Source organism: Streptomyces sp. CB02056, assembly GCF_001905545.1.
Classification (GTDB): domain Bacteria; phylum Actinomycetota; class Actinomycetes; order Streptomycetales; family Streptomycetaceae; genus Kitasatospora.
The window spans coordinates 60374-80940 of the sequence record NZ_LIPD01000004.1; the positions used below are offsets into that span (position 1 = coordinate 60374).

Consider the following 20567-nt stretch of genomic DNA (forward strand, 5'->3'; position numbering starts at 1 on the left):
AGACCAATCCCCGGAGACCGATCCCGGAGGCCAATCCCGAGACCGATCCCCGGAGGCGATCCGGCCGGCGGCCGGTCCCGCTCCCCGGGCCCGGCGACCCCTACAGCTCGTGCGCCCGCCCGTCCCGGACCTCGATCCGCCGGTTCACCGCCACCGTGTCCAGCATCCGCCGGTCGTGGGTGACCAGCAGCAGGGTGCCGGTGTACGAGCCGAGCGCGGACTCCAGCTGCTCGATCGCGGGCAGGTCCAGGTGGTTGGTGGGCTCGTCCAGCACCAGCAGGTTGACCCCGCGGGCCTGCAGCAGCGCCAGCGCGGCCCGGGTGCGCTCACCGGGGGAGAGGGTGCCGGCCGGGCGCAGCACGTGCACCGCCTTGAGGCCGAACTTGGCCAGCAGGGTGCGCACGTCCTCCGGCGCGAGCTCCGGCACGGCGGCCGCGAAGGCCTCCAGCAGCGGCTCCCCGCCCAGGAACAGCCCGCGCGCCTGGTCCACCTCGCCGACCACCACGCCGGAGCCCAGCGAGGCGCTGCCGCCGTCGAGTTCGAGCCGGCCGAGCAGGGCGGCCAGCAGCGTGGACTTGCCCGCGCCGTTGGCGCCGGTGATGGCGACCCGGTCGGCCCAGTCGATCTGCAGGTCCACCGGGCCGAAGGAGAAGTCGCCGCGCTTGGCGACGGCCGCGCGCAGGGTGGCCACCACCGAGCCGGAGCGCGGCGCGGTGGCGATCTCCATCCGCAGCTCCCACTCCTTGCGCGGCTCCTCGACCACGTCCAGCCGCTCGATCATCCGCTGGGTCTGCCGGGCCTTGGAGGCCTGCTTCTCGGTGGACTCGGTGCGCTTCGCCTTGGCGTTCTTGTCGTTGTCGCTGCTCTTGCGGCGGGCGTTGCGGACGCCGTGCTCCATCCAGTTGCGCTGCATCTGGCCCCGGGCCTCCAGCGAGGCCTTGGTGTCGGCGTACTCGTCGTACTCCTCGCGGGCGTGCCGGCGGGCCACCGCCCGCTCCTCCAGGTACGCCTCGTAGCCGCCGCCGTACAGGTTGACCTGCTGCTGGTGGAGGTCCAGCTCCAGCACCTTGGTCACGGTGCGGGCCAGGAACTCGCGGTCGTGACTGATCAGCACGGTGCCCGTGCGCAGGCCCTTGACGAAGGACTCCAGCCGCTCCAGGCCGTCCAGGTCGAGGTCGTTGGTGGGCTCGTCGAGCAGGAAGACGTCGTAGCGGGAGAGCAGCAGCGAGGCGAGGCCGGCCCGGGCGGCCTGGCCGCCGGACAGGGCGGTCATCGGCAGGTCCAGCGAGACCTTCAGCCCGAGCGAGTCGGCGACCTCCTCGGCGCGCTCCTCCAGGTCGGCGCCGCCGAGGTCCAGCCAGCGCTCCAGGCCGACGGCGTACGCGTCGTCGGCGCCCGGCCGGCCCTCGACCAGGCCCTCGGTGGCCTCGTCCAGCGCGGCCTGCGCGGCCGCCACACCGGTGCGGCGGGCCAGGAAGTCGCGCACCGACTCGCCCTCGCGCCGCTCCGGCTCCTGCGGCAGGTGGCCGACGTTGGCGCTCGCCGGGCTCAGCCGCAGCGAGCCGCCCTCGGGGGTGTCCAGGCCGGCCAGCAGCCGCAGCAGGGTCGACTTGCCGGCGCCGTTCACGCCGACCAGGCCGATCACGTCGCCGGGGGCGACGACCAGGTCCAGGCCGGAGAAGAGGGTGCGTTCGCCGTGGCCGGCGCTGAGGTCCTTGACTACGAGTGTGGCGCTCATGATGAGCCCGATTGTAGGAGGAGCCGGGCGTCCGGCCGAAAAGACGGGGGCCGCGGCCGTCGCGGCCGCGGCCCCCGGATCACCGCTCAGCGGGTCACCGCGCCGCTCGGAAGACCACTCGGCCTTCGTCGGAGCGGGTCACTCGGCCTTCTTCACTTGGCCTTCTTCGAGAAGTACTCGAACATGTGCTGGGCCACGTCCTCCAGGTACGGACCGGCCTCGTAGGTGTTCGCGCCGTTGCCGATGGAGGTGTCGCTGACCAGGGCGGGCTTGCCGTCCTTGGTCGCGTACCAGCCGCCGCCGCTGCTGCCGCCGGTCATGTTGCAGCCGATCAGCAGCATCGCCGGGCGGCTCGGGTCGCCGGTCTTCTTGGACGGCTTGCCGCCGTCGCAGTGCTCCAGCTCCACGCCGTCGAAGGGCTTGCCCTCCGGGAAGCCGTAGTTGCTGACGGAGCCGACCTGGTCACGCGGGGCGTTGAACCAGAGCGGGACGGAGCCGCCGACGGTCTCCTCCAGCGACTTGCCGCCCGGGCTGGGGTTGGCGACCTTCACGATGCCGAAGTCGTACTGGCTCCACGGGCCGCCCTTCTCGGGGTCGGCCTCCGCGGCCCACTGCGGCGAGACCATGCCGGACGTGGCGGTCCACTCGCCGTACGGCTCGGCGTCCTCCAGCTTGGCCTGCTTGTTGCCGTTGCTCAGCACGCCGTTGCTGTTGAAGGCCGGGGCGAAGGTGATGTCGGTGTAGTACTTGTTGCCCTTGCCGCCGTGCAGGCAGTGGCTGGCGGTCCACACCAGGTTGCTCTTGCCGGGGTTGGCCGGGTCGGAGACGACGGTGCCGGAGCACACGTAGTCCTCGTTGCCGTCCTTGAAGAAGATCTTGCCGTTGACGTGCATGTTCTTCGGGAACGGGTGCGCCACGGGCTTGGCCGGGACCATCGCGGGCAGCTGGTCCGCGCCGCCGCCACCGCCGGGCTGGGCCGCGGTGGGCTGGGCCGTGGGCGCGGCGGTGGCCGGCGCGCTGGTGGCCGGCGCGGCGCCGGTGGGCTGCGCGGGCGGCTGGGTCCCCTCCGGGGCGGGCTGCGGCAGCGGCTTCGGCTTGGCGTCCAGCAGCTTCTGCAGGGTCCAGTAACCCTTGACCGCCGGGGTGATCACGTTGGCCTGGGCCCACTTGTCCCAGTCCTCCAGCTTCCAGGTCTTCAGCTCTTCGAGCGTCGGAAGCTTGATCGGAGCCGCGCCCGGCGTGCCGGAGGCGCCGGCCGTGACGCCGGGAGCCGCGGTCACGGCCGGGTCGGCGTTGTCGGGGCCGCACGCGGTGGCGACCACCATGGTCAGCGCGACGACGGAGGCGCCCAGGACGGCACGGCCCGGCCGGGATATCGGTGACATGAGTTCAAATCCCCCTGTTGACTACCGCCATGCGGCCCGTTCCCCGGGTGCGGCCCCACTCGGCCGCAGGCATGGCAGGTGAGGAGTCTGCCATGCGTCCGGGGGACTCCCGAATTCCGCACCGGACCGGGACGGGGCCGTCACCGGATGGGCACGGGATCGGCACCGGGGGCCCGTCGCGGGGCGGTCCCGGGGGTACGCCCGGCGGGTCGCGCGGTGGTCGCGGCGGGCCCGGCGGCCGGTAAATCGGTTGCACGCCCCGGGCGGGCTGCCTAGCGTGGTCCGGGTCATCAGCCAGACAAGGAGAAGGCCGTTGCTCTACTGAGGTCCCGGGACACCGCCCCCGCCGCGCAGGCCCTGCTGCCGTCGCGCGGTGCGCGAGTGTGCGACCTCAGTCACGGCCCGTGGCACTCCTCTGCGTGACGCCACCCCTTCGTTCCCCCGGCCGTGCCCGGTTTCCGCACCCGCGGTGTCTCCCCGTGTTGCTCACCACCCCTTCGGCAACCACCCCGGGAGGCCTGTATGGCACACCACCCCACCACCACCGCCGTCCTCTGCACCGAGCTCTCGTTCGAGTGGCCCGACGGCAAGCCCGTCCTGGACGGCTTCCAGCTCGCCGTCGGCCCCGGCCGCACCGGCCTGATCGGGCTCAACGGCGCGGGCAAGTCCACCCTGCTGCGGCTGATCGCGGGCGAGCTCACCCCGACCGGCGGCACCGTCCGCATCGACGGCGAACTCGGCTACCTGCCACAGGGGTTGACGCTCGACACCACCCTGCGGGTGGACGAGGCGCTCGGCATCCGCGCCGCCCGCGAGGCCCTGCACGCCATCGAGTCCGGCGACACCGACCAGCGCCACTTCGACGCGGTCGGCGACGACTGGGACGTCGAGGAGCGCGCCCGCGCCACCCTCGACCGGCTCGGCCTGCACCGCCTCGGCCTCGACCGGACCACCGGCGAACTCTCCGGCGGCGAGGCCGTGCTGCTGCGGCTGGCCGCCCTGCTGCTGGCCCGCCCCGACGTCCTGCTGCTCGACGAGCCCACCAACAACCTCGACCGGGCCGCCCGCGAGCGGCTCTACGAGACGGTGGCCGGCTGGAACGGTGTGATGCTGATCGTCAGCCACGACCGCGAGCTGCTCCGGCACGTCGACCAGATCGCCGACCTCCGGGACGGCGAAGTCACCTGGTACGGCGGCAACTTCGAGGAGTACGAACGCACCCTCGCGGCCCAGCAGGAGACGGCCGAGCGGCTGCTGCGCAACGCCGAGGCCGACGTCCGGCGCCAGAAGCGGGACTTGGCCGAGGCCCGCATCCGGCTGGACCGCAGCGCCGCGTACGGCAAGAAGCGCTCGGTCACCCGCAACGACCCGCACATCTTCGCCGGGATGCTCAAGCGCAAGGGCCAGGAGACGGCCGGCCGGCTCCAGGGCATGCACACCGAGCGCCTGGAGGAGGCCAAGGCCCGGCTCGACGCGGCCGAGGAGGCCGTCCGGGACGACGCCGAGATCCGGATCGACCTGCCGCGCACCGCCGTCCCGGCCGGGCGCACCGTGCTCACCCTGGACAGGGTCCGGCTGCCCCACGGCACCACGGCCGACCTCGACCTGCGCGGGCCCGAGCGGATCGCCCTGGTCGGCCGCAACGGCGCCGGCAAGACGACGCTGCTGCGCACCATCGCGGGCGAACTCGCCCCGCCGGCGGGGGAGGTCATCACCCCGGTGCCGCTGCGGCACCTCCCGCAGCGGCTCGACCTGCTGGACGAGGAGCGCTCCGTCGTGGAGAACGTCAAGCTGTTCGCCCCCACCGCAGGGGACAACGCGGTCCGCGCCCGGCTCGCCCGCTTCCTGTTCCGCGGCGCCCGGGCCGACCAGCCCGCCGCCACCCTCTCCGGCGGCGAGCGGTTCCGGGCGACGCTGGCCGCCCTGCTGCTGGCCGACCCGCCGCCGCAGCTGCTGCTGCTCGACGAGCCGACCAACAACCTGGACCTCGCCAGCGTCCGCCAGCTCACCCAGGCGCTGTCCGCGTACCGGGGCGCGCTGATCGTGGCCAGCCACGACCTGCCGTTCCTGCGCGGCCTGGGCCTCACCCGGTGGCTGGAGCTGGACGGCGAACTGCGGACGGTGGAGCCGATGTAGCGCCTACCGCTGCTCCTACCGTTGCTGCTCCTGGTCGTTCTCGGCGTTCCCGTGGTCGCCCTGGCTGCTCTGGTTGCCTTGGGCGTCCTCGGTGAGCATCCGGCGGGCCGTGCTCAGGGCCGAGTCCCTGAGCGCGGCCAGCTCGTCCGGGGTGAACACCGGCGTGCGGACGTCCGGCGGGATGCCCGGGCCGTCGAAGGTGCCGCCGTTCCTGGTCAGGTACTTCTCGTTCGGCAGGACGGCCATGAAGTCAGGCGAGATCGACTTGATCATGATGTCGGAGAAGACGCCCTGGGTGTTCTCGCCGACCCGGAGCACCTGCGGGGAGCGGCCCGTCATGGCCTGGGTGAAGGTCTCCGCGGCGCTGGTGGAGATCGAGGAGGTGAGCACCGCCACCGGCCCGGTGAAGTGCCCGCCCGCCGACGGCCGTACGGTGATCGGCTCGGGCCGGGTGAACTTCGTCGGGTCGGCCGGGTCGTTGCGCGCCACCTTCCGGTAGGCGACGTACGGGCGGTCGGTGAGCCGGGCGGCGATGTGCAGCCCGAGCGCGTCTGAGCCGCCGCCGTTCAGCCGCACGTCGACGACCAGGCCGGTGGGCCGGTCCGGGCCGGCCAGCACGGCGTCCAGCGCCCGGTCCAGCTCGTCGACCTGGCTCCGGAAGTCGCCGTCGGTGTAGCCGTCGAAGCTGCTCACCCGGAGGTAGCCGAGGCCGTCCGGCAGCCGGCCCACGCCGAGCCGGCCGCCCGCGAACTGCTGCTCCGGGCCGGTGAGCTGGGCGGCCGAGGCCTGCAGGGCCCGCGCGGTCAGCTCCGGGGTCTGCACCGTCGAATCCGGCCGCTGCCCGCCGAAGACCTCCTTGGCGTGCCCGTCGACCACCCGGGCCAGCCCGGTGTGCGCGTCGCCGAGCGGGCCGAGCATGTCCGTGAAGACGTCCTGCAGCCGGTCGGCGGTCGTCGCCGGAGTGATCGTGGGCCGCTTCTCGTCCCGGACGGCGTGCCAGTCGATGCCCTTGGCGGCGAAGAACGGGTAGTTCTCCTCGAAGTCCTCCCAGAACCGGTCGAAGACCGCGAGCGGGTCGTTCGGAGCCGGCCGCGCGCACAGCGGCGGCAGGGCGTCCAGGCGGGTGAGCGACTTGGTGCCGACCCCGCTCTCCTCACGTTCCACGGCCCGGTTCCGGCCCTTGGGGGTGAGCGTCATGGCGAGGTTGCCCACGGTGTAGCGGGTGGTGCCGTCCGGGCCGGGCTCCGAGGCCTGCGTCCCGGTGACCCACCCGGGCAGGCAGCTGTGCGCGGTCACGTCGTAGGTGGTGACCCGGCCCCCGGAGACCGCGATCAGCAGGCCGTAGCCCTCCGTCCGCCAGACCCCCTCCAGCGGGTTCCCCCGCCCTTCCCGCGCCGCGGCCGCCCCCGGTGCCGCCAGCCCCACCGCCGTCGCGAGGGCCAGTGCCGCGGCCGCGGTCCGGCCGACGCCGCTTCCGGTCCTGCTGCGCGCCGTTCCCGTCGTGCGTCCTGTTCCCGTCCTGCGCGCCGTTCCCGCCGTGCGCGTCATCCCTGACCTGCGTGCCATTCCTGACCTGCGTGTCATCTCCGGCCTCCGCCGAAACCCCGGTCTCCCCCGCGGAACCCCTCCGCCACCGCTCCCCGTCGACGCTACGGCCGGCCCCACCGCCCGGGCGTCATCCGACGAGCCGCACCCGCTTCCTCCTCCGGGCGCACCGGCTTCCTTCTCCGGGCCGACCCGGAGCCGGGCGCAATGGTCCTCGGCGGTCTCGACAGCGACCGTTTTGACTGCGGGTGAAAAACCGCCGTCCGCGGCCCCAACTACCCGTCGCTCCAGTACCATCGGCGGCATGCCTGCGCTCACCATCGAGTACACGGAGCACGAGCTCGCCGCGATCCGCGAGGCCGCCGCCGCGGACGGCAAGACCGTGAAGGCCTACGTCCACGACCTGAGCGTGCGCGAGCAGCAGCGCCGGGTCTTCGTGGACCACGCGGTGGCGTTCTGGAAGGCGCACCGGGCCGAGTTCGACGCCGCGTTCCCCGAGGACGCGCCCGCCGCGTGAGCGACGGGGGAGCGTGAACTCCCGGGGTTATGCCTGCGGCGTCGACCGCAGCCTTCCCGCGATCCGCGTCCCGAGCCGGTCCAGCCCGACGACGAGTGCGGCGAGCGCCACGAACTCGACGGTCAACAGGGCTATCTGGCCCCAGACGTAGCCGTAGCCCTTGGTGGTCGGGTCGAAGAAGAAGTACGGGTAGGGCATCGGATAGTCGTCGAACAGCGCGTTGCGGGCGAGCACGATCGCCGCGTAGCCGAGCGGGAAGCCCAGCCAGAGAGGGATGTCCTTCCACGCCGAGGCGTTGCGCGGCTTGAGCACCAGCCAGTCGGCGATCACCATCACCGGCGTCACGTAGTGCAGGAAGAACGACGACCAGTGCGCCAGCTTGTCCGGCCCGCTGACCAGCCCGGGCAGCGGGTTGGCGCCGTGTTCGAGCAGGATGTGCGAGACCAGCCCGGTGATCAGGATGTACAGCGTGGCGGCGCCGCGCAGCCGGGGCGCGGGCGCGTCCACGGTGCCGCGCTTGAGCATCCAGTACACCGCGCCGATGAAGTAGCCGAACACGATCACGTTGCTCTGCACGGTGAAGTAGACCAGCGGCGCGGTCCCGAGGGTCAGGCCGAGGCCCGCCGAGAGCACGATGCCCATGCGCCACCAGAGCGCGGGTCGGGTCCGGACTGTCATGCGGCCACCAGTTCGTTCCAGGCGATACGGGAGGTATCGGACGTCGAGGGGGAAACCCGCACTCTACTCGCTGGTACCGATCGGATGGAATCCACGTTCGAGGTGCTCGGGCGTGCCGGGGGCACGGGTGATGGTCGCGGTGGATCCTGAGCGGGCGTCAGCCCGGCAGCACGAAGCCCGACTCGTACGCCGCGATGACCGCCTGGGTGCGGTCCCGCGCGCCCAGCTTGGCCAGCACGCTGCCGACGTGCGTCTTCACCGTCTCCTGGCTCACCACCAGCTGCCGCGCGATCTCGCCGTTGTTGAGCCCGGTGGCCATCAGCCGCAGCACCTGCCCCTCCCGCTCGGTCAGCCGCCCGATCGGCCCCCGGTCGCCCGACCCGGCCTCCCGGCGCCGGTCCGCGCCGTGGCGCAGCGCGAGGTCGCGGACGGCCGCCGGGAACAGCAGCGAGTCGCCGCGTGCGACCAGCCGCACCGCCTGCACCATCTCCTCCGCCCGGGCCCGCTTCAGCAGGAACCCGGCGGCGCCCGCGCGCAGCGCGTCGTACACGTGGTCGTCGTGCTCGAAGGTGGTGACCACCAGGATGCGCGGCGGCGGGGCCATCCCGTTGACCAGCTGTTCGGTGGCCCGGATGCCGTCGATGCCGGGCATCCGGACGTCCATCAGCACCACGTCCGGGCGCAGTTCGCGCACCAGCGGGACGACCTCGGCCCCGTCGGCGGCCTCGCCGACGACGGTGAGGTCCGGTTCGCTGTCGATCACCACCCGCAGGCCCAGGCGGACCAGCCGCTCGTCGTCCGCGATCACCACCCGGATGCCGTCGGTGCCCTGCCGTGCACCCTCGTCCACGGCGTCGTACCCCATCTCGTTCATGTCCTCGTTCACGTCGCCCCTCCCACCGGCAGCCAGACGGCCAGCCGCCACGTCGTTCCGTCCCCGTCCGGCCCCGCCGCGCTGCCGCCGTGCAGGGCCGCCGCCCGCTCGCCGATCCCGCGCAGCCCGCGCCCGCCGTCGGGGCGGCTCGGCCGGGCGGGGCCGAGCGGATTGGTCAGGTCGATCTCCACCCGGTCGTCGGCGAGCCGGACCCGCAGCCCGGCCGGGGCGGGCCCGGCGTGGCGCAGCACGTTGGTCAGGCCCTCCTGCACGATCCGGTACGCCTCGCGGGAGACCGGCTCGGGCAGGCCGGCCAGCCCGGGCGCCAGCTCGGCGTCCACCGCCACCCCGGCGCGGCCGAGCTGGCGCAGCAGGTCGTCCAGCCCGGCGAGGGTCGGCCCGGCGGGTCCGGCGGCCTCCGGGTCCTCCTCGCGCAACAGCCCCAGTACGGCGTCGAGTTCGGCGACGGCCGCCCGGGCGGTCTCCTCGATCGCCGCGAGCGCCTCGGCGGCGAAGTCCGGGTTGCTGCGCAGCACCCGGGCGGCGGCCGAGGCCTGGATGCCGACGGCGCTGAGCGCGTGGCCGACCGAGTCGTGCAACTCGCGGGCCAGCCGGTTGCGCTGGGCGAGCACGGTGGCCCGGCGCTCGGCGGCGGCCACCCGCTCCTCCGGGGTCGGGCCGAGCAGGGCGGGCGCCCAGCGGGCGAGCAGCGCGCCGCAGACGGCGTTGGTGCCGACGATCAGCAGCAGAACGCCGAGGCCGAGGACCGGGCCGGTGACCAGCCAGCCGGGGAAGTGCCGCTCCCACATCCGGACGAACTCCCTGGTCCCCGCGAAGCCGCAGACCAGCACCACCGCGAACGGGGTGCCCGCCAGCGTCATCCCGGCGACCACCCCGCCGAACAGGACGTGCAGCACGTACCAGAGCGCGGTGCGCCACCGGGCGCCCCAGGAGCGGGCCGGTCCGGTGGCCAGTTCCTCCGGCCGGGCCGCCGAGCACAGTGCCCGCGCCGCCGCGCCCTCCAGTCCCCGCACCATCGGCACCAGCGCGGTGACGGCGGCCATCGGCAGCGAGGTGAGCAACGACAGGACGTAGAGCAGCAGTTGGCGTCCGGGCGGCTGGTTCGGGTTGAGCGCCCCGTACAGCACCACCGACAGCATCCAGTACGGCATCAGCAGCGCGCCGCCCAGCACCAGGTGCACCCAGCGCAGCCGGGCCCGCCGGCCGACCGCCGCCCCCGCCGCACGCCGCAGGCGGACGCCCACCTCTCCCGTACGCCGCAGTCGCATGCCCACCCCCGTGATCACCCGCGCGACTCTACGGCAGCGGTGCGCCGGAGGGTGCCGCGTTCGGTGAGCGCGACCGCCCCGACCGCCAGGACCAGCACCGCGGCCGCCACCTGGGCGCCCTGGACCAGGGGGGTCAGCCCGGGGACGGCCGTCCGCAGCTCGGTCACCCGGGTCGTCGTCGCCCCGAAGGCCACCAACTGCCAGGCGCCCCAGCCGAACAGCGAGCCGGCCGCCGTCCAGACCACCAGCAGCGGCCCGAGCAGCCGGCGCCCCGGACGGACCCGGAAGACCAGGACCAGCAGCGCCGCCGCCGCGGCCACCGCCATCACCGCGGTCACCCCGTTCATCACCGCCACGCCCCGGGACCGGCCGTCCACCAGGTCCTGCGGCACTCCGGCGGTGCCGCCGAACGCCCAGTAGACCCGGGCCGCCGCGACACCCGCGGCGAGCAGCGCGGCGACGCAGGCGAGGACGCGCTGCACGGTCAGGGTGGGGGAGTCGGGCAGGTCGCCGATCCGCTCCCGCAGCAGCCCGGCCCAGCGCCGGCGGGCGTACAGCACGAAGGCGGTGATCAGCGCGAGGCCCTGGACGGCGAAGCCGCCGTACACCACGGGGAAGACCCAGCCGCCGAGGCCCTTGTCGTCCGGGTCGGCGCTCTCCGGCCCCAGGACCAGGAGGCTCAGCAGGTACAGCGGCAGCGCGACCAGGATCGTGCCGAGCAGACCGGTCGCCACCCACATCGGGAACGCCACCAGCCCGGCCGGCGCCCGCCGCCCCCACGGCCGGACGAACGCCAGCGCCAGGGCCACGGCGATCGCGTCCATGCCGAAGGTCAGCAGGTTCACCAGCCACAGCCGGTCCATCTCGCCGGGATCGCCCGCCCCCACCGGATGCCCGGTCAGCCACAGCAGCTTCAGCGTCAGGTACGGCCCGGTCGCCGCCACCGCCGTCCACGCCGCCCCGGCCCGCACCACGTGCTCGTTGATCCTCATGCCCCCACGGTCCCGCCGGGCCGGGCGCCGGGGCCTCCGCCCGGGGCGCGATCCCGCTCCCCCTGGCGGGGGATCTCGGCGGGCGGGGGCTCCTCCGGCGGGTCCTCTCCGGGCGGCGGGCTCCGGCCTCAGGCCATCCGGTGGATCACCCGGTCCTCCTCGTCGGTGCGGCCGTCCGGGTCGGCGACCAGCCCGAGCCGCTCGGCGAGCCGGCGCGAGGGCAGGTTGTCCGCGTGGATCAGGGCGACCACCGGGACGCCGGGGTGGCGCGGCAGCGCCTCCGCCATCGCCGCCCGGGCCGCCTCCGCCGCGTACCCGAGGCCCCAGGCGGACGGCCGGAACCGGTAGTAGAGGTTGAACACCCGCTCCCCGTCCAGGGTGTGCAGGTAGAGCCCGGCGAACCCGATCACCGTCCCCGGGTCCTCCCGGGTGGCGACGGCGCAGTACCCCACCCCGTCCCGCACCCAGTCGGCGACGAACCCGTCCAGCATCTCCCGCGCCTGGACGAGCTCCCGCTGCGGCCCGTGCGGGTTGTACCGGTTGGTCTCCGGATCCCCGTGGATCGCGAACACCGCCCCCACGTCCCCCTCCCGCGGCCGCGTCAGCACCAGCCGCTCGGAGACGGCGACGACGCTGCGGGCGGTGTGGTCGGTACGGTCGGTGGTGGTGGTGCTCATGGTGCCCCCCCGTGTCTCACGTAATAGGTCCATCGCAAGATAGACCATTACCCCGACACTCGCCCGCCCATTTCCGCCCGCTACAGGATCGGCTCACACCCGATCGCCTGGCCGCCGGCCGTGAGGAACTGCTTCCAGGCCTCGTCGGAGGTGGAGAACAGGTGCCCCAGGTGCCTGATCGTGCCGATCCGGAAGTAGACGGGGCGACCGTGGCAGGTCACCACGATCTCGTCCCGGGGGAGGGACCCCACCCAGCGGGCACGGCCGAACGCCGGCCTGGTGTCCCGGTCGGTGGCATCCGGCCGGAGCCGGGACTCGGTGGCGATGACGAGGGAAGAGGTGCTCCCGTGCGCATCCTCAGGCGTGATCTCGCAGGTCCACAGGGGATCGGATCCCACGGTCACGGCCTCCCTGTAGCGCTTGTCGGGCGAGCGCTGGACGGAGACCCCCGGCAGGCCGCAGACCGCGTCGCCGTCGAGCTCCCGCTCGGTGGCGGCCGGGGCCAGCTCGTGCAGGACGGGCAGCGGCGCCTTGCCGCAACCGCGCTGGTCCGCGATGCGGTCGGCCGCCGACACGGCGAGCCGGGCGAGCTTCAGCGGGTCGGGATCCTTCCCGGAGTACGCGGTGACCCTGGCCCAGAGCCCGTTGGGGCAGCCCTCGGGGAGCAGTGCCCACGCCTCGTCGCCACGGACGGCGCCGACCGCGCCACCGTTCGCCGAGGCGGCGAACGTCCGGGCGCCGGGAGGGATCGGGAGGTGGAACACATCCTTGCTCTCGCCGAGGGACACCCGGATGTTCCGGTCGTCACCGAACATCCCGCCGGCCACCTGCACGGTGCAGACCGCCGTGCCGCGGCTGACGTTCCCCTCGTACGGCTCCGCGCTGACCTTGCCCGACCCGAGCGCTTCGTTCACCGCCCGTGAGCTCACCACCTCGTCGCACACGCTGTCCGGCCCGAACCTGTTGGTCATGTCGTCCGCCAGCAGCGCCCACCCGGCGACCCCCAGCCCGGCCACCAGCCCGACCGCCGCCACTGCCATGACCCCGGCCCGCACCCGCAGCCCCCGCGTGGTGAACCCCCGCCGGTCGAGCGCCGCGTCCATCCGCCCGACCGGGCCGTTGGCGGAGCCGTTCTTGTCTTCCATGGTGTGTCGTTCCCCGGTTGCTGCTCGGTCGGTCGGATTCAGGCGTGCTCCTGCGGGCGGCCGGTCGTCAACCGGCCGCCCGCAGGAGGGGAGGCGTCACAGGATCGGCTCACAGCCGATCGCCTTGCCGCCGATGGTGAGGAACTGGCGCACCAGGTCGTCCCTGTTGGGGAACAGGTAGTCGTAGGGGTCTGATTCGAATCCGCCACTGAGGGAGAAGAAGGTGTCTTTGCCCTGGCAGGTGGTGACGTACTCGACGTACTTCCCGCTGATTCGGCGCGCTCTCCCGTACTGGGACGGATGTGAGGCGTCCTGGGTGACGGCGGTGGTCCGTGGCTCCGTGGTGATCGTGAAGGCCTGGGGCACGCTGCCGACCGCATTCCTGGTGATCACGCAGGACCAGATCGGGTCGGCTGCGGTGGTGACCTGCTGCGAGTAGCGCCGCTCGGCACCGGGGTCCTTCGCGGGGGCGAACCCGGGCAGGCCGCATACGTCGTTCCAGTCGGGGTCCGTCTCGGCCCCCCTTGCGGACAGGCTCGTAGGAGTCGGCAACTTCCGCTCCGCGCACCCGTTCTCCCGAGCTGCCGCGTTGGCGAAGGAGACGGCCAGCCGGACTCTCTCCTCGTCCAGGCCCAACTCGCTGCTGTGCACTTCGGCGCGCAGCCCCTTGGGGCATCCCTGGGGAAGCAAGGCCCACGCCACGTACTTGCTCACCGAGCCGACCGAGTCGCCGGAAAACAACCGGGCGTCCGGTGCGGCGAGCTCGGCCGGGCCCTTGGTGTCGCGCTCGATGCGGAACTGTACGACCTTCTCGGTGGTTGTGAACAGACCGGATCGGACCCTGGCGGAGCAGCTGTTGTCGGGAGAGGCGTCCGTTGCGTTGAAGTCCTTGCTCTTCCTCTCGGAGATGCGTCCAGGCCCCAGCATGTCGTGCACTTGCTCCGCCGTGGCCGCGCCATTGCACACGTTGTCCGGCCCGCCGAGGTTCGTCAGCCGGTACAGCCCGAACCCCACCGCCCCTACCGGAACGAGGGAGAACGCCAGGAGTACGACCGCCAGCCGCACCCGCAGCCCCCGCGTGGTGAACCCCCGCCGGTCGAGCGCCGCATCGACGCGCCGGGCGAGGCCCGTGGCGGAGCCGTCGGGCTTGTCGTCGTCCTTCGTTTCCACGATGTGCTGTCCCCTGTGTGTTGCTCGGTCGGCCGGAATCACGCATGCCTCCGTGGGCGGCCGGTCGCGAACGGGCCGCCCGCGGGAGGTGTCAGAGGATCGGCTCGCAGTCGATCGCCTTGGCACCGGCGGTGAGGAACTGTTCCCAGGTCGTCTTGCCGATGAGGTCCCGGAAACCGTCCACTTCGAACCGGAAGCGGGTGGGCCGTCCCTGGCATGTCGCCATGACTTCGTGTTGCCCGACCCAGTGGGCTCGGCCGAAGGCCGGGCCGGGGTCGAGGGTCCACGGCTGGACGAGGCGCGGATCGGTGCCGATGGAGAAGGTGATCGCGGACCTGAGGTCCGCGTCCGAGTGGATCCTGCAGGCCCACAGCGGATCGGTCGCGTTGGTCACGGTCTCCTGATAGACGGGGCCACCGGGAGTGTCGGGCATCGTCAGCCCCGGCAGGCCGCAGACGGCGTCGCGGTTGAGGGGGCGGTCCGCACCCGCCGGGGTGAGATCGCGCGGTGCGGGGAGCGGCGCCCCGCCGCAACCCTGTTGTGCCGCGACGCGGTTGGCCACTGCGGTCGCGAGCCCGGCGAGCTTCCGGGCGTCGGAGGACCGGGACTTGACGGTGGCCCGCTGCCCGTTGGCGCAGTCCTTCGGGAGCAGCGCGAAGCCGTACGACGACTTGTGCACGGCGCCGGCCGCGCCTCCGTTCGCGGAGGCGGCGAACAGCTGGGACTCCGCGTCGTACTTGAACCTGGCGAGGTCTCCGGCCTTGGGGAGCTCGATGACGGCGAACCGGTCGTTGCCGAAGATCCCGTTGCTCACCATCGCCGCACAGGACGCGCCGGGGGTGTCCAGCTTCCCGTCGCCGTACATCGTGGCGCTGACCTTGCCCCACCCGAGCGCGTCGTTCACCTCGTCCGCGCTCACCGCGCCGTCGCACACGACGTCCGGCCCGAAGGCGTTCGTCAGGTTGTCCGTCAGCAGGAGCGACCCGCCGCCCAGCGCGGCCAGCACCACCGTCACCACGATCCCGCGCCAGGGTCGTTGCAGCCGGTAGCGTGGCTCGTCGGGGTTGTCGGAGTTCTCTTCGTGGTTGGTCTTCTTGGTCTTCACAGCGCTCACCCCTTGCCGAACGCGCCTCGGTAGGCCTTGTCGATCCCGGTTTGGTAGGCCTTCCCCACGTCGAGTACCAGCTGCTCCGTCACAGTGCCCGTACGGTCAGCGGCCTCGGGGTCGATGCCGTACTGGCTCGCCTTGTCCACGATCATGGCGTCCAGCTGCTGTTGCCCCCCTGAGTACCGGGTGCTCACGCTGGTCGTGGTGGCGGTGTCGATCTCGGCCTTGGCGTTCTCGGCGTACTTGGCAGTCCCGACATCAACGAGGCGCTGCGCCATGTCGCCCAGCGGCACCAGTTGGGAGACTCCCGGTAGAAGAAGCCCCGGGACCACGTTCGCGGGCGTTCCGATCGCGTGGTACGCCATCCTCTGCTGCCAGTCGATGCCCGCCTTCTTCGCGTCCGCGTGGTCGACGGTCGCGTTGACGAACGCCGCGTCGAGCGAACCGAGGACCTTGGAGGACTCCTGTGTGAAGGCGGACAGGACGTGGTTCGGGCGGCCCGTCTTGTCGGGCTCGAAGGCCTCGGGCCCGTACGTGTCGAGGCGGCGGGCGATCTCCCTGGTCTCTGCCTGGTGGATGATCCGGAACGTGTCCGTGTCCTCCAGGGCGCCGCGGACCACGCGCAGCAGTTGCTCCGGCTTGGCGGTCAGCCCGTTCGGCTGGGACGGGTTCTGCAGATCCTTGCCGAGGATCTCGTGCATGTCCGGGGCGTAGTCGGCGAGCATCCTGGCCATCGGCTTGCGGAGGACCTCGGGTACCGGGAGGCTGTCGCCGGGCGTGGTGCCGCCGACGGTCTTGAGCGTCTCGTCCATGATCCGCGCGCTGACCTTGTCGTGCGGGGCGGGGTACCGGGAAGCGTCGTGGCTGGTCGTGGCGTTCTCGAGCATCTCGGCGAACATCTCGTGCGAGGTGTCGCGCAGGACGTCTCCGGGGAGCTTGCGCTCCTGGCCCTCGTCGAGCCAGCCGCGGTCCTTGAGCAGGTGGACGAGGTTCTTGTTCTGGCTCGGGTCGAGGAATTCCTGGGCAGTCTCCCGGTCGCCCCTCATCAACCTCAGCAGCGGGGCGAGCGGGTCGCCCTTCGTGGGGTCTTCGGTGAATGCCGGGCCCCACAGATCCACGCCCTTGGCCTTGCTGGAGGCCTCGTAGTCGAGCAGGTCGGTGCCGACCCTGCGGACGAAGGCCTGGTCGAAGGTCCCCTTCGTCTCCATGAGCGCGGTGAGCGCGGGGTAGTTGTCGTTCAGCCCGCCGGCCGGACCGCCCTGGCGGCGGGCAGCCTGGAAGAGGCCGTCCTCCCAGGCCTTGCCCATGCCGGCGTCCCGGGTGCCGGTGGCGAGGACGACGGCGAGGTTGCCGTAAACGTCCTGGTAGCCCTTGGCGTTGTGGCTGCCGTGGGCCAGTCCGTCGAGGACCTTGGTGTAGTCCAGGAAAGCCTCCGGGCCGGTCTTCCCGCCGATCTGGAGGCCGTTGAGCAGGGTGGTCGCGAATTCCCTGTTCTCGGCGTTGGCGACCAGGAGGGCCTGCAGCTGCCGGAGTTCGTCGTCGGAGAGGTCGTACGCCCTGGCCATCAGGTCCCGCGCCCGGTTGGCATCGGTGACCGGGCCGGTGCCGCCAGGGGCGGGGTTGAAGGCGGTATCGCTGGCGCCGATGTCGCTCTGGAGGTGGAGGGCGGCCCGCTGGTCGGCGGCGGTGGCCTTCTCGACGGCCTTGCCCAGGCGGTCCGCGACGGCTTTGGCCTTGGCGGCCATGTCCCGTGCCAGCACCTCGCCGTCCGTGTCGTTGCGCGCGTCCTTCGGCATGCTCCAGCTGACCGTGCCGTCCGCGGAGACGGTCAGATCCTGGGTCTGCGCGTCGTGGAGTGCTGTGTCGAGGTCACGGCGGGCGGCGGCGAAGTCCTCGGCGGCGGTCTTCATGACCGCGGCGAGGGCGGTGGCGACGGCCGAGGCCTGTTTGAAGTCGCCGTCCATGTCCTGGAGCTTCCTGGTCGCGCTGTCGGCGGCATCGCCCTTCCAGCCGGCCCGCTGTGCGGCGGTGGTGAGGTCCTTGGCGACCCGGCCGTCCAGGGCGGTGAGGGCTTTGGCGACGCCGGCCCAGGCCTCGGCCGCGTCGCTGACCCCGGAGAAGTCGGCTTCGTGCAGTTCCTTGAAGGACACCATCTGTCTTCCCCCTTCTGGTGTCTACCGGGTGGCGCGCAGGTCGGCGGCGGTCGTGATCTCGTTGGAGTGGTAGTTCTGCCGGGTCTGCTCAAGGCCGTCGGCGGCGTTGGTGAGCTTGTCGTGCAGGACCTTGCACTCCTTCAGCCACCGCTCCGTGGCGCCGGTGAGTGTGCCGCTGAAGGCGAAGCCGCGGATCTTCGTCGACGCGGTGCTCGCGTACTCGGTGAGGCTGTGTGCGCCGGGGCCGGCCTTGCCGTTGGCGCTGTCGAGGTCGGTGGCGATCTGTCGGGCCATCCCGGCCGAGGCGCTGAGTTCGTACGGGGTGTCCAGTTGGGTGGTGACCTTGCCGGGGTGGATGAAGGGAAGGGCCGGCACGGTGCCGCCGTTGGACGAGGGCGGCGCGGGGTCGGCGTAGGGGGAGTCCTTGGCCGAGGCGAGCTCCAGGCTCGGCACCGGGTCCTTGGCCGGTGCGACCGGTCCGGTGACGAAGTTCGGGTTACCCATGCGCGTGGAATCCTCCCCAATCGGCAAAGCGGCCGCTCCCCTGCGGCATGACGACCGTACAGGGAGCCTCCGTCAGTGCACCGACCCACCCTCCGTGATTCCGTGGGCGCGGGGAGTGGCCGGGTTCACCGGGCGTGGGTCGAGGGGGAATTGGCGGCTCGGCGCGGGCGTGGAGGTCTTGTTACCGGCGGGTCGCTTGCCTATCATCCCGAGTGTGACAGCTTTACTGTCAAACCCGTCGGGAAGGGTTCAGCAGCCAGTGGGTGACGCGAGCAGGGCGCCGGAGGCCGGGGGGCCGTTGGCGGGTGTGCGGGTGGTGGAGCTCGCCGGGATCGGGCCGGGGCCGTTCGCGGCGATGCTGCTGGGGGACCTCGGGGCGGACGTGGTGCGGGTGGACCGGCCGGAGCCGTCGCCGCTCGGTACGGACCCGGCGTACGACCTCAGCAACCGCAACAAGCGTTCGGTGCTAATCGACCTGAAGTCCCCGGAGGGCCCCGGGCGGGTGCTGGACCTGGTCGAGCGGGCGGACCTGCTGATCGAGGGCTACCGGCCGGGCGTCGCGGAGCGGCTCGGGGTCGGTCCCGAGGCGTGCCTGGCGCGCAACCCGGCGCTGGTGTACGGGCGGATGACCGGCTGGGGGCAGCACGGCCCCCGGGCGGCGACGGCCGGGCACGACCTCGGGTACGCGGCGGTCGCCGGGGTGCTCGGGATGGTGGCGGCGCCGGGCGGGGCCGAGGAGGCCCCCGGCATCCCGGCCAACCTGCTGGGCGACTACGCGGGCGGCTCGCTCTACCTGGTCGTCGGCCTGCTCGCCGGGCTGCACCACGCCCGCGCCACCGGCGCCGGGCAGGTGGTCGACGCCGCGATCGTGGACGGCGCGGCGCACCTCGGCTCCATGCTGTGGGGCCTGCTCGCGGCCGGCCACTGGCAGGACCGCCGGGGCGTCAACCTGCTGGACGGCGGCGCGCCCTTCTACGCGGTGTACCGGGCGGCCGACGGCGGCCACCTGGCCGTCGGCGCGCTGGAGCCGCGCTTCTACGCGGAGTTCGCCCGGCTGCTGGAGCTGGGCCCGGACGCGCCCGGCCAGTACGACCCGGCCCGCTGGCCCGAACTGCGCGCCCTGATCGCCGCCCGCTTCGCCACCCGGACCAGGGCCGAGTGGGAGGCCGTCTTCGCGGGCTCCGACGCCTGCGTGGAGCCTGTCCTGACGATGCGTCAGGCATCGGCGGACGCCCACCTGTCGGCGCGCGGGACGTACATCGAGGCGGACGGCGTCACCCAGCCGGCCCCCGCCCCGCGCTTCTCCGCCACCCCGGGCGCCCTGCGCCGCCCGCCGGCCCGGCCGGGCTCGGACACCGCCGAGGTGGCCCGCGACTGGGGCGTCCCCGCCCTCGATCCTGACGTACCGGTCCCAGGGGCCGGCGGCACCTTCCCCAACTCCACGGCAGAGCAAGGAGAGTAGCGTTGCAGCGCGAGATCTTCACCGAGCAGCACGACGACTTCCGGGCCACCGTGCGGGCCTTCCTGGCCAAGGAGGTGCTGCCGCACTACGACCGCTGGGAGAAGGCCGGCATCGTCGACCGCTCCGCCTGGCTCGCGGCCGGCCGCCAGGGTCTGCTCGGCCTGGCCGTCCCCGAGGAGTACGGCGGTGGCGGCACCCCGGACTTCCGCTACGCCGCCGTGCTGGCCGAGGAGTTCGCCCGGGCCGGCGCGTCCGGACTGGCGATCGGCCTGCACAACGACATCATCGGCCCGTACCTCACCTCGCTCGCCACCGAGGAGCAGAAGCGCCGCTGGCTGCCCGGGTTCTGCTCGGGCGAGCTGATCACCGCGATCGCGATGACCGAGCCCGGCACCGGCTCCGACCTCCAGGGCATTCGCACCCAGGCGGTCGACCAGGGGGACCACTTCCTGCTCAACGGCGCCAAGACCTTCATCTCCAACGGCATCCTCGCCGACCTGGTGATCGTGGTCGCCCGCACCACCCCCGAGGGCGGCGCCCACGGGCTGAGCCTGCTGGCCGTCGAGCGCGGCACGCCCGGTTTCGAGCGTGGCCGCAATCTCGACAAGATCGGCCAGAAGGCCCAGGACACCGCCGAGTTGTTCTTCGAGGACGTCCGGGTGCCGAAGGAGAACCTGATCGGCGAGCTCAACGGCGGCTTCGTCCACCTGATGCAGAACCTCGCCCAGGAGCGGCTCACCATCGCCGCCGCGGCGATCGCCGGCGCCGAGTACCTGGTCGAGATCACCACCGACTACGTCAAGCAGCGCGAGGCCTTCGGCCGTCCGCTCGCCAGGCTCCAGCACGTCCGCTTCGAGATCGCCGAACTGGCCACCGAGTGCGCCGTCACCCGCGCCTTCGTGGACCGCTGCATCACCGAGCACAACCGCTGGGCGCTCACCCCGGCGGATGCCTCGATGGCCAAGTGGTGGGCCACCGAACTGCAGAAGCGCACCGCCGACCGCTGCCTCCAACTGCACGGCGGCTACGGCTACATGAGCGAGTTCCCGGTCGCCCGGGCGTTCACCGACGGCCGCATCCAGACCATCTACGGCGGTACCACCGAGATCATGAAGGAGATCGTCGGCCGCTCCATCCTCGGCTGAGCGCCTCCGTCCTTCCGAGCCCCCAGAGTCCCCGCCCCGAACAAGCCCC

General features: G+C 72.8%; 17 protein-coding genes. 4 read left to right on the forward strand and 13 right to left on the reverse strand.

The genetic code is table 11. The features are described 5' to 3' along the window. Positions 1-100: 100 nt before the first annotated feature. Positions 101-1738: an ABC-F family ATP-binding cassette domain-containing protein gene (locus AMK13_RS12215; RefSeq protein ID WP_074002235.1), complete on the reverse strand. Its 1638-nt coding sequence runs from the start codon at positions 1736-1738 to the stop codon at positions 101-103. A 152-nt stretch (positions 1739-1890) separates the two neighbouring features. Further along, on the reverse strand, positions 1891-3123 hold the full coding sequence (locus AMK13_RS12220; protein WP_074002236.1) for a hypothetical protein: 1233 nt from the start codon (positions 3121-3123) through the stop codon (positions 1891-1893). 522 nt (positions 3124-3645) lie between these two features. Between AMK13_RS12220 and AMK13_RS12225 the strand changes: the two genes are divergently transcribed. Then, the gene (locus tag AMK13_RS12225) at positions 3646-5259 is read left to right on the forward strand and encodes an ABC-F family ATP-binding cassette domain-containing protein (RefSeq protein WP_074002237.1); all 1614 of its coding nucleotides are present in this window, start codon (positions 3646-3648) and stop codon (positions 5257-5259) included. 15 nt (positions 5260-5274) lie between these two features. On the opposite strand, the gene AMK13_RS12230 is transcribed toward AMK13_RS12225, so the two are convergent. Beyond that, complete coding sequence (locus tag AMK13_RS12230; protein ID WP_079272072.1) at positions 5275-6807, reverse strand: S41 family peptidase; 1533 nt, start codon at positions 6805-6807, stop codon at positions 5275-5277. 301 nt (positions 6808-7108) lie between these two features. Between AMK13_RS12230 and AMK13_RS12235 the strand changes: the two genes are divergently transcribed. Further along, a complete protein-coding gene (locus AMK13_RS12235; protein WP_074002239.1) occupies positions 7109-7321 on the forward strand; it encodes a hypothetical protein in 213 nt (70 codons plus the stop codon). Between the two features lie 27 nt (positions 7322-7348). On the opposite strand, the gene AMK13_RS12240 is transcribed toward AMK13_RS12235, so the two are convergent. From AMK13_RS12240 to AMK13_RS12285, 10 genes are all read right to left on the reverse strand, one after another. Beyond that, complete coding sequence (locus tag AMK13_RS12240) at positions 7349-7999, reverse strand: Pr6Pr family membrane protein (RefSeq protein ID WP_074002240.1); 651 nt, start codon at positions 7997-7999, stop codon at positions 7349-7351. A 157-nt stretch (positions 8000-8156) separates the two neighbouring features. Beyond that, the gene (locus tag AMK13_RS12245) at positions 8157-8864 is read right to left on the reverse strand and encodes a response regulator transcription factor (protein ID WP_074002584.1); all 708 of its coding nucleotides are present in this window, start codon (positions 8862-8864) and stop codon (positions 8157-8159) included. Between the two features lie 17 nt (positions 8865-8881). Further along, positions 8882-10180, reverse strand: a complete 1299-nt coding sequence (locus tag AMK13_RS12250) for a sensor histidine kinase (RefSeq protein WP_241852850.1) — start codon at positions 10178-10180, stop codon at positions 8882-8884. Continuing rightward, complete coding sequence (locus AMK13_RS12255) at positions 10177-11154, reverse strand: hypothetical protein (protein ID WP_074002241.1); 978 nt, start codon at positions 11152-11154, stop codon at positions 10177-10179. The genes AMK13_RS12250 and AMK13_RS12255 overlap by 4 nt, the downstream gene beginning before the upstream one ends. A gap of 128 nt (positions 11155-11282) precedes the next feature. Beyond that, complete coding sequence (locus AMK13_RS12260; RefSeq protein WP_074002242.1) at positions 11283-11831, reverse strand: GNAT family N-acetyltransferase; 549 nt, start codon at positions 11829-11831, stop codon at positions 11283-11285. Positions 11832-11911: 80 nt separating this feature from the next. Next, the gene (locus AMK13_RS12265) at positions 11912-12976 is read right to left on the reverse strand and encodes a hypothetical protein (RefSeq protein ID WP_074002243.1); all 1065 of its coding nucleotides are present in this window, start codon (positions 12974-12976) and stop codon (positions 11912-11914) included. Positions 12977-13072: 96 nt separating this feature from the next. After that, a complete protein-coding gene (locus AMK13_RS12270; RefSeq protein WP_143204528.1) occupies positions 13073-14146 on the reverse strand; it encodes a hypothetical protein in 1074 nt (357 codons plus the stop codon). Between the two features lie 91 nt (positions 14147-14237). Further along, complete coding sequence (locus AMK13_RS12275) at positions 14238-15251, reverse strand: hypothetical protein (RefSeq protein WP_074002245.1); 1014 nt, start codon at positions 15249-15251, stop codon at positions 14238-14240. Positions 15252-15256: 5 nt separating this feature from the next. Beyond that, positions 15257-17407 carry a hypothetical protein gene (locus AMK13_RS12280; RefSeq protein ID WP_074002246.1) on the reverse strand — a complete coding sequence of 717 codons (2151 nt, stop codon included), beginning with the start codon at positions 17405-17407 and terminating at the stop codon, positions 15257-15259. A 21-nt stretch (positions 17408-17428) separates the two neighbouring features. Beyond that, the gene (locus tag AMK13_RS12285) at positions 17429-17911 is read right to left on the reverse strand and encodes a hypothetical protein (protein ID WP_074002247.1); all 483 of its coding nucleotides are present in this window, start codon (positions 17909-17911) and stop codon (positions 17429-17431) included. A 259-nt stretch (positions 17912-18170) separates the two neighbouring features. Here AMK13_RS12285 and AMK13_RS12290 point away from each other — a divergent pair, with 259 nt between their 5' ends. Both AMK13_RS12290 and AMK13_RS12295 read left to right on the forward strand, forming a co-directional pair. After that, complete coding sequence (locus AMK13_RS12290; RefSeq protein WP_241852851.1) at positions 18171-19373, forward strand: CaiB/BaiF CoA transferase family protein; 1203 nt, start codon at positions 18171-18173, stop codon at positions 19371-19373. Positions 19374-19375: 2 nt separating this feature from the next. Then, positions 19376-20518, forward strand: coding sequence for an acyl-CoA dehydrogenase family protein (locus AMK13_RS12295; RefSeq protein WP_049654671.1), 1143 nt, complete (start codon positions 19376-19378; stop codon positions 20516-20518). The last annotated feature ends 49 nt before the right edge of the window (positions 20519-20567 follow it).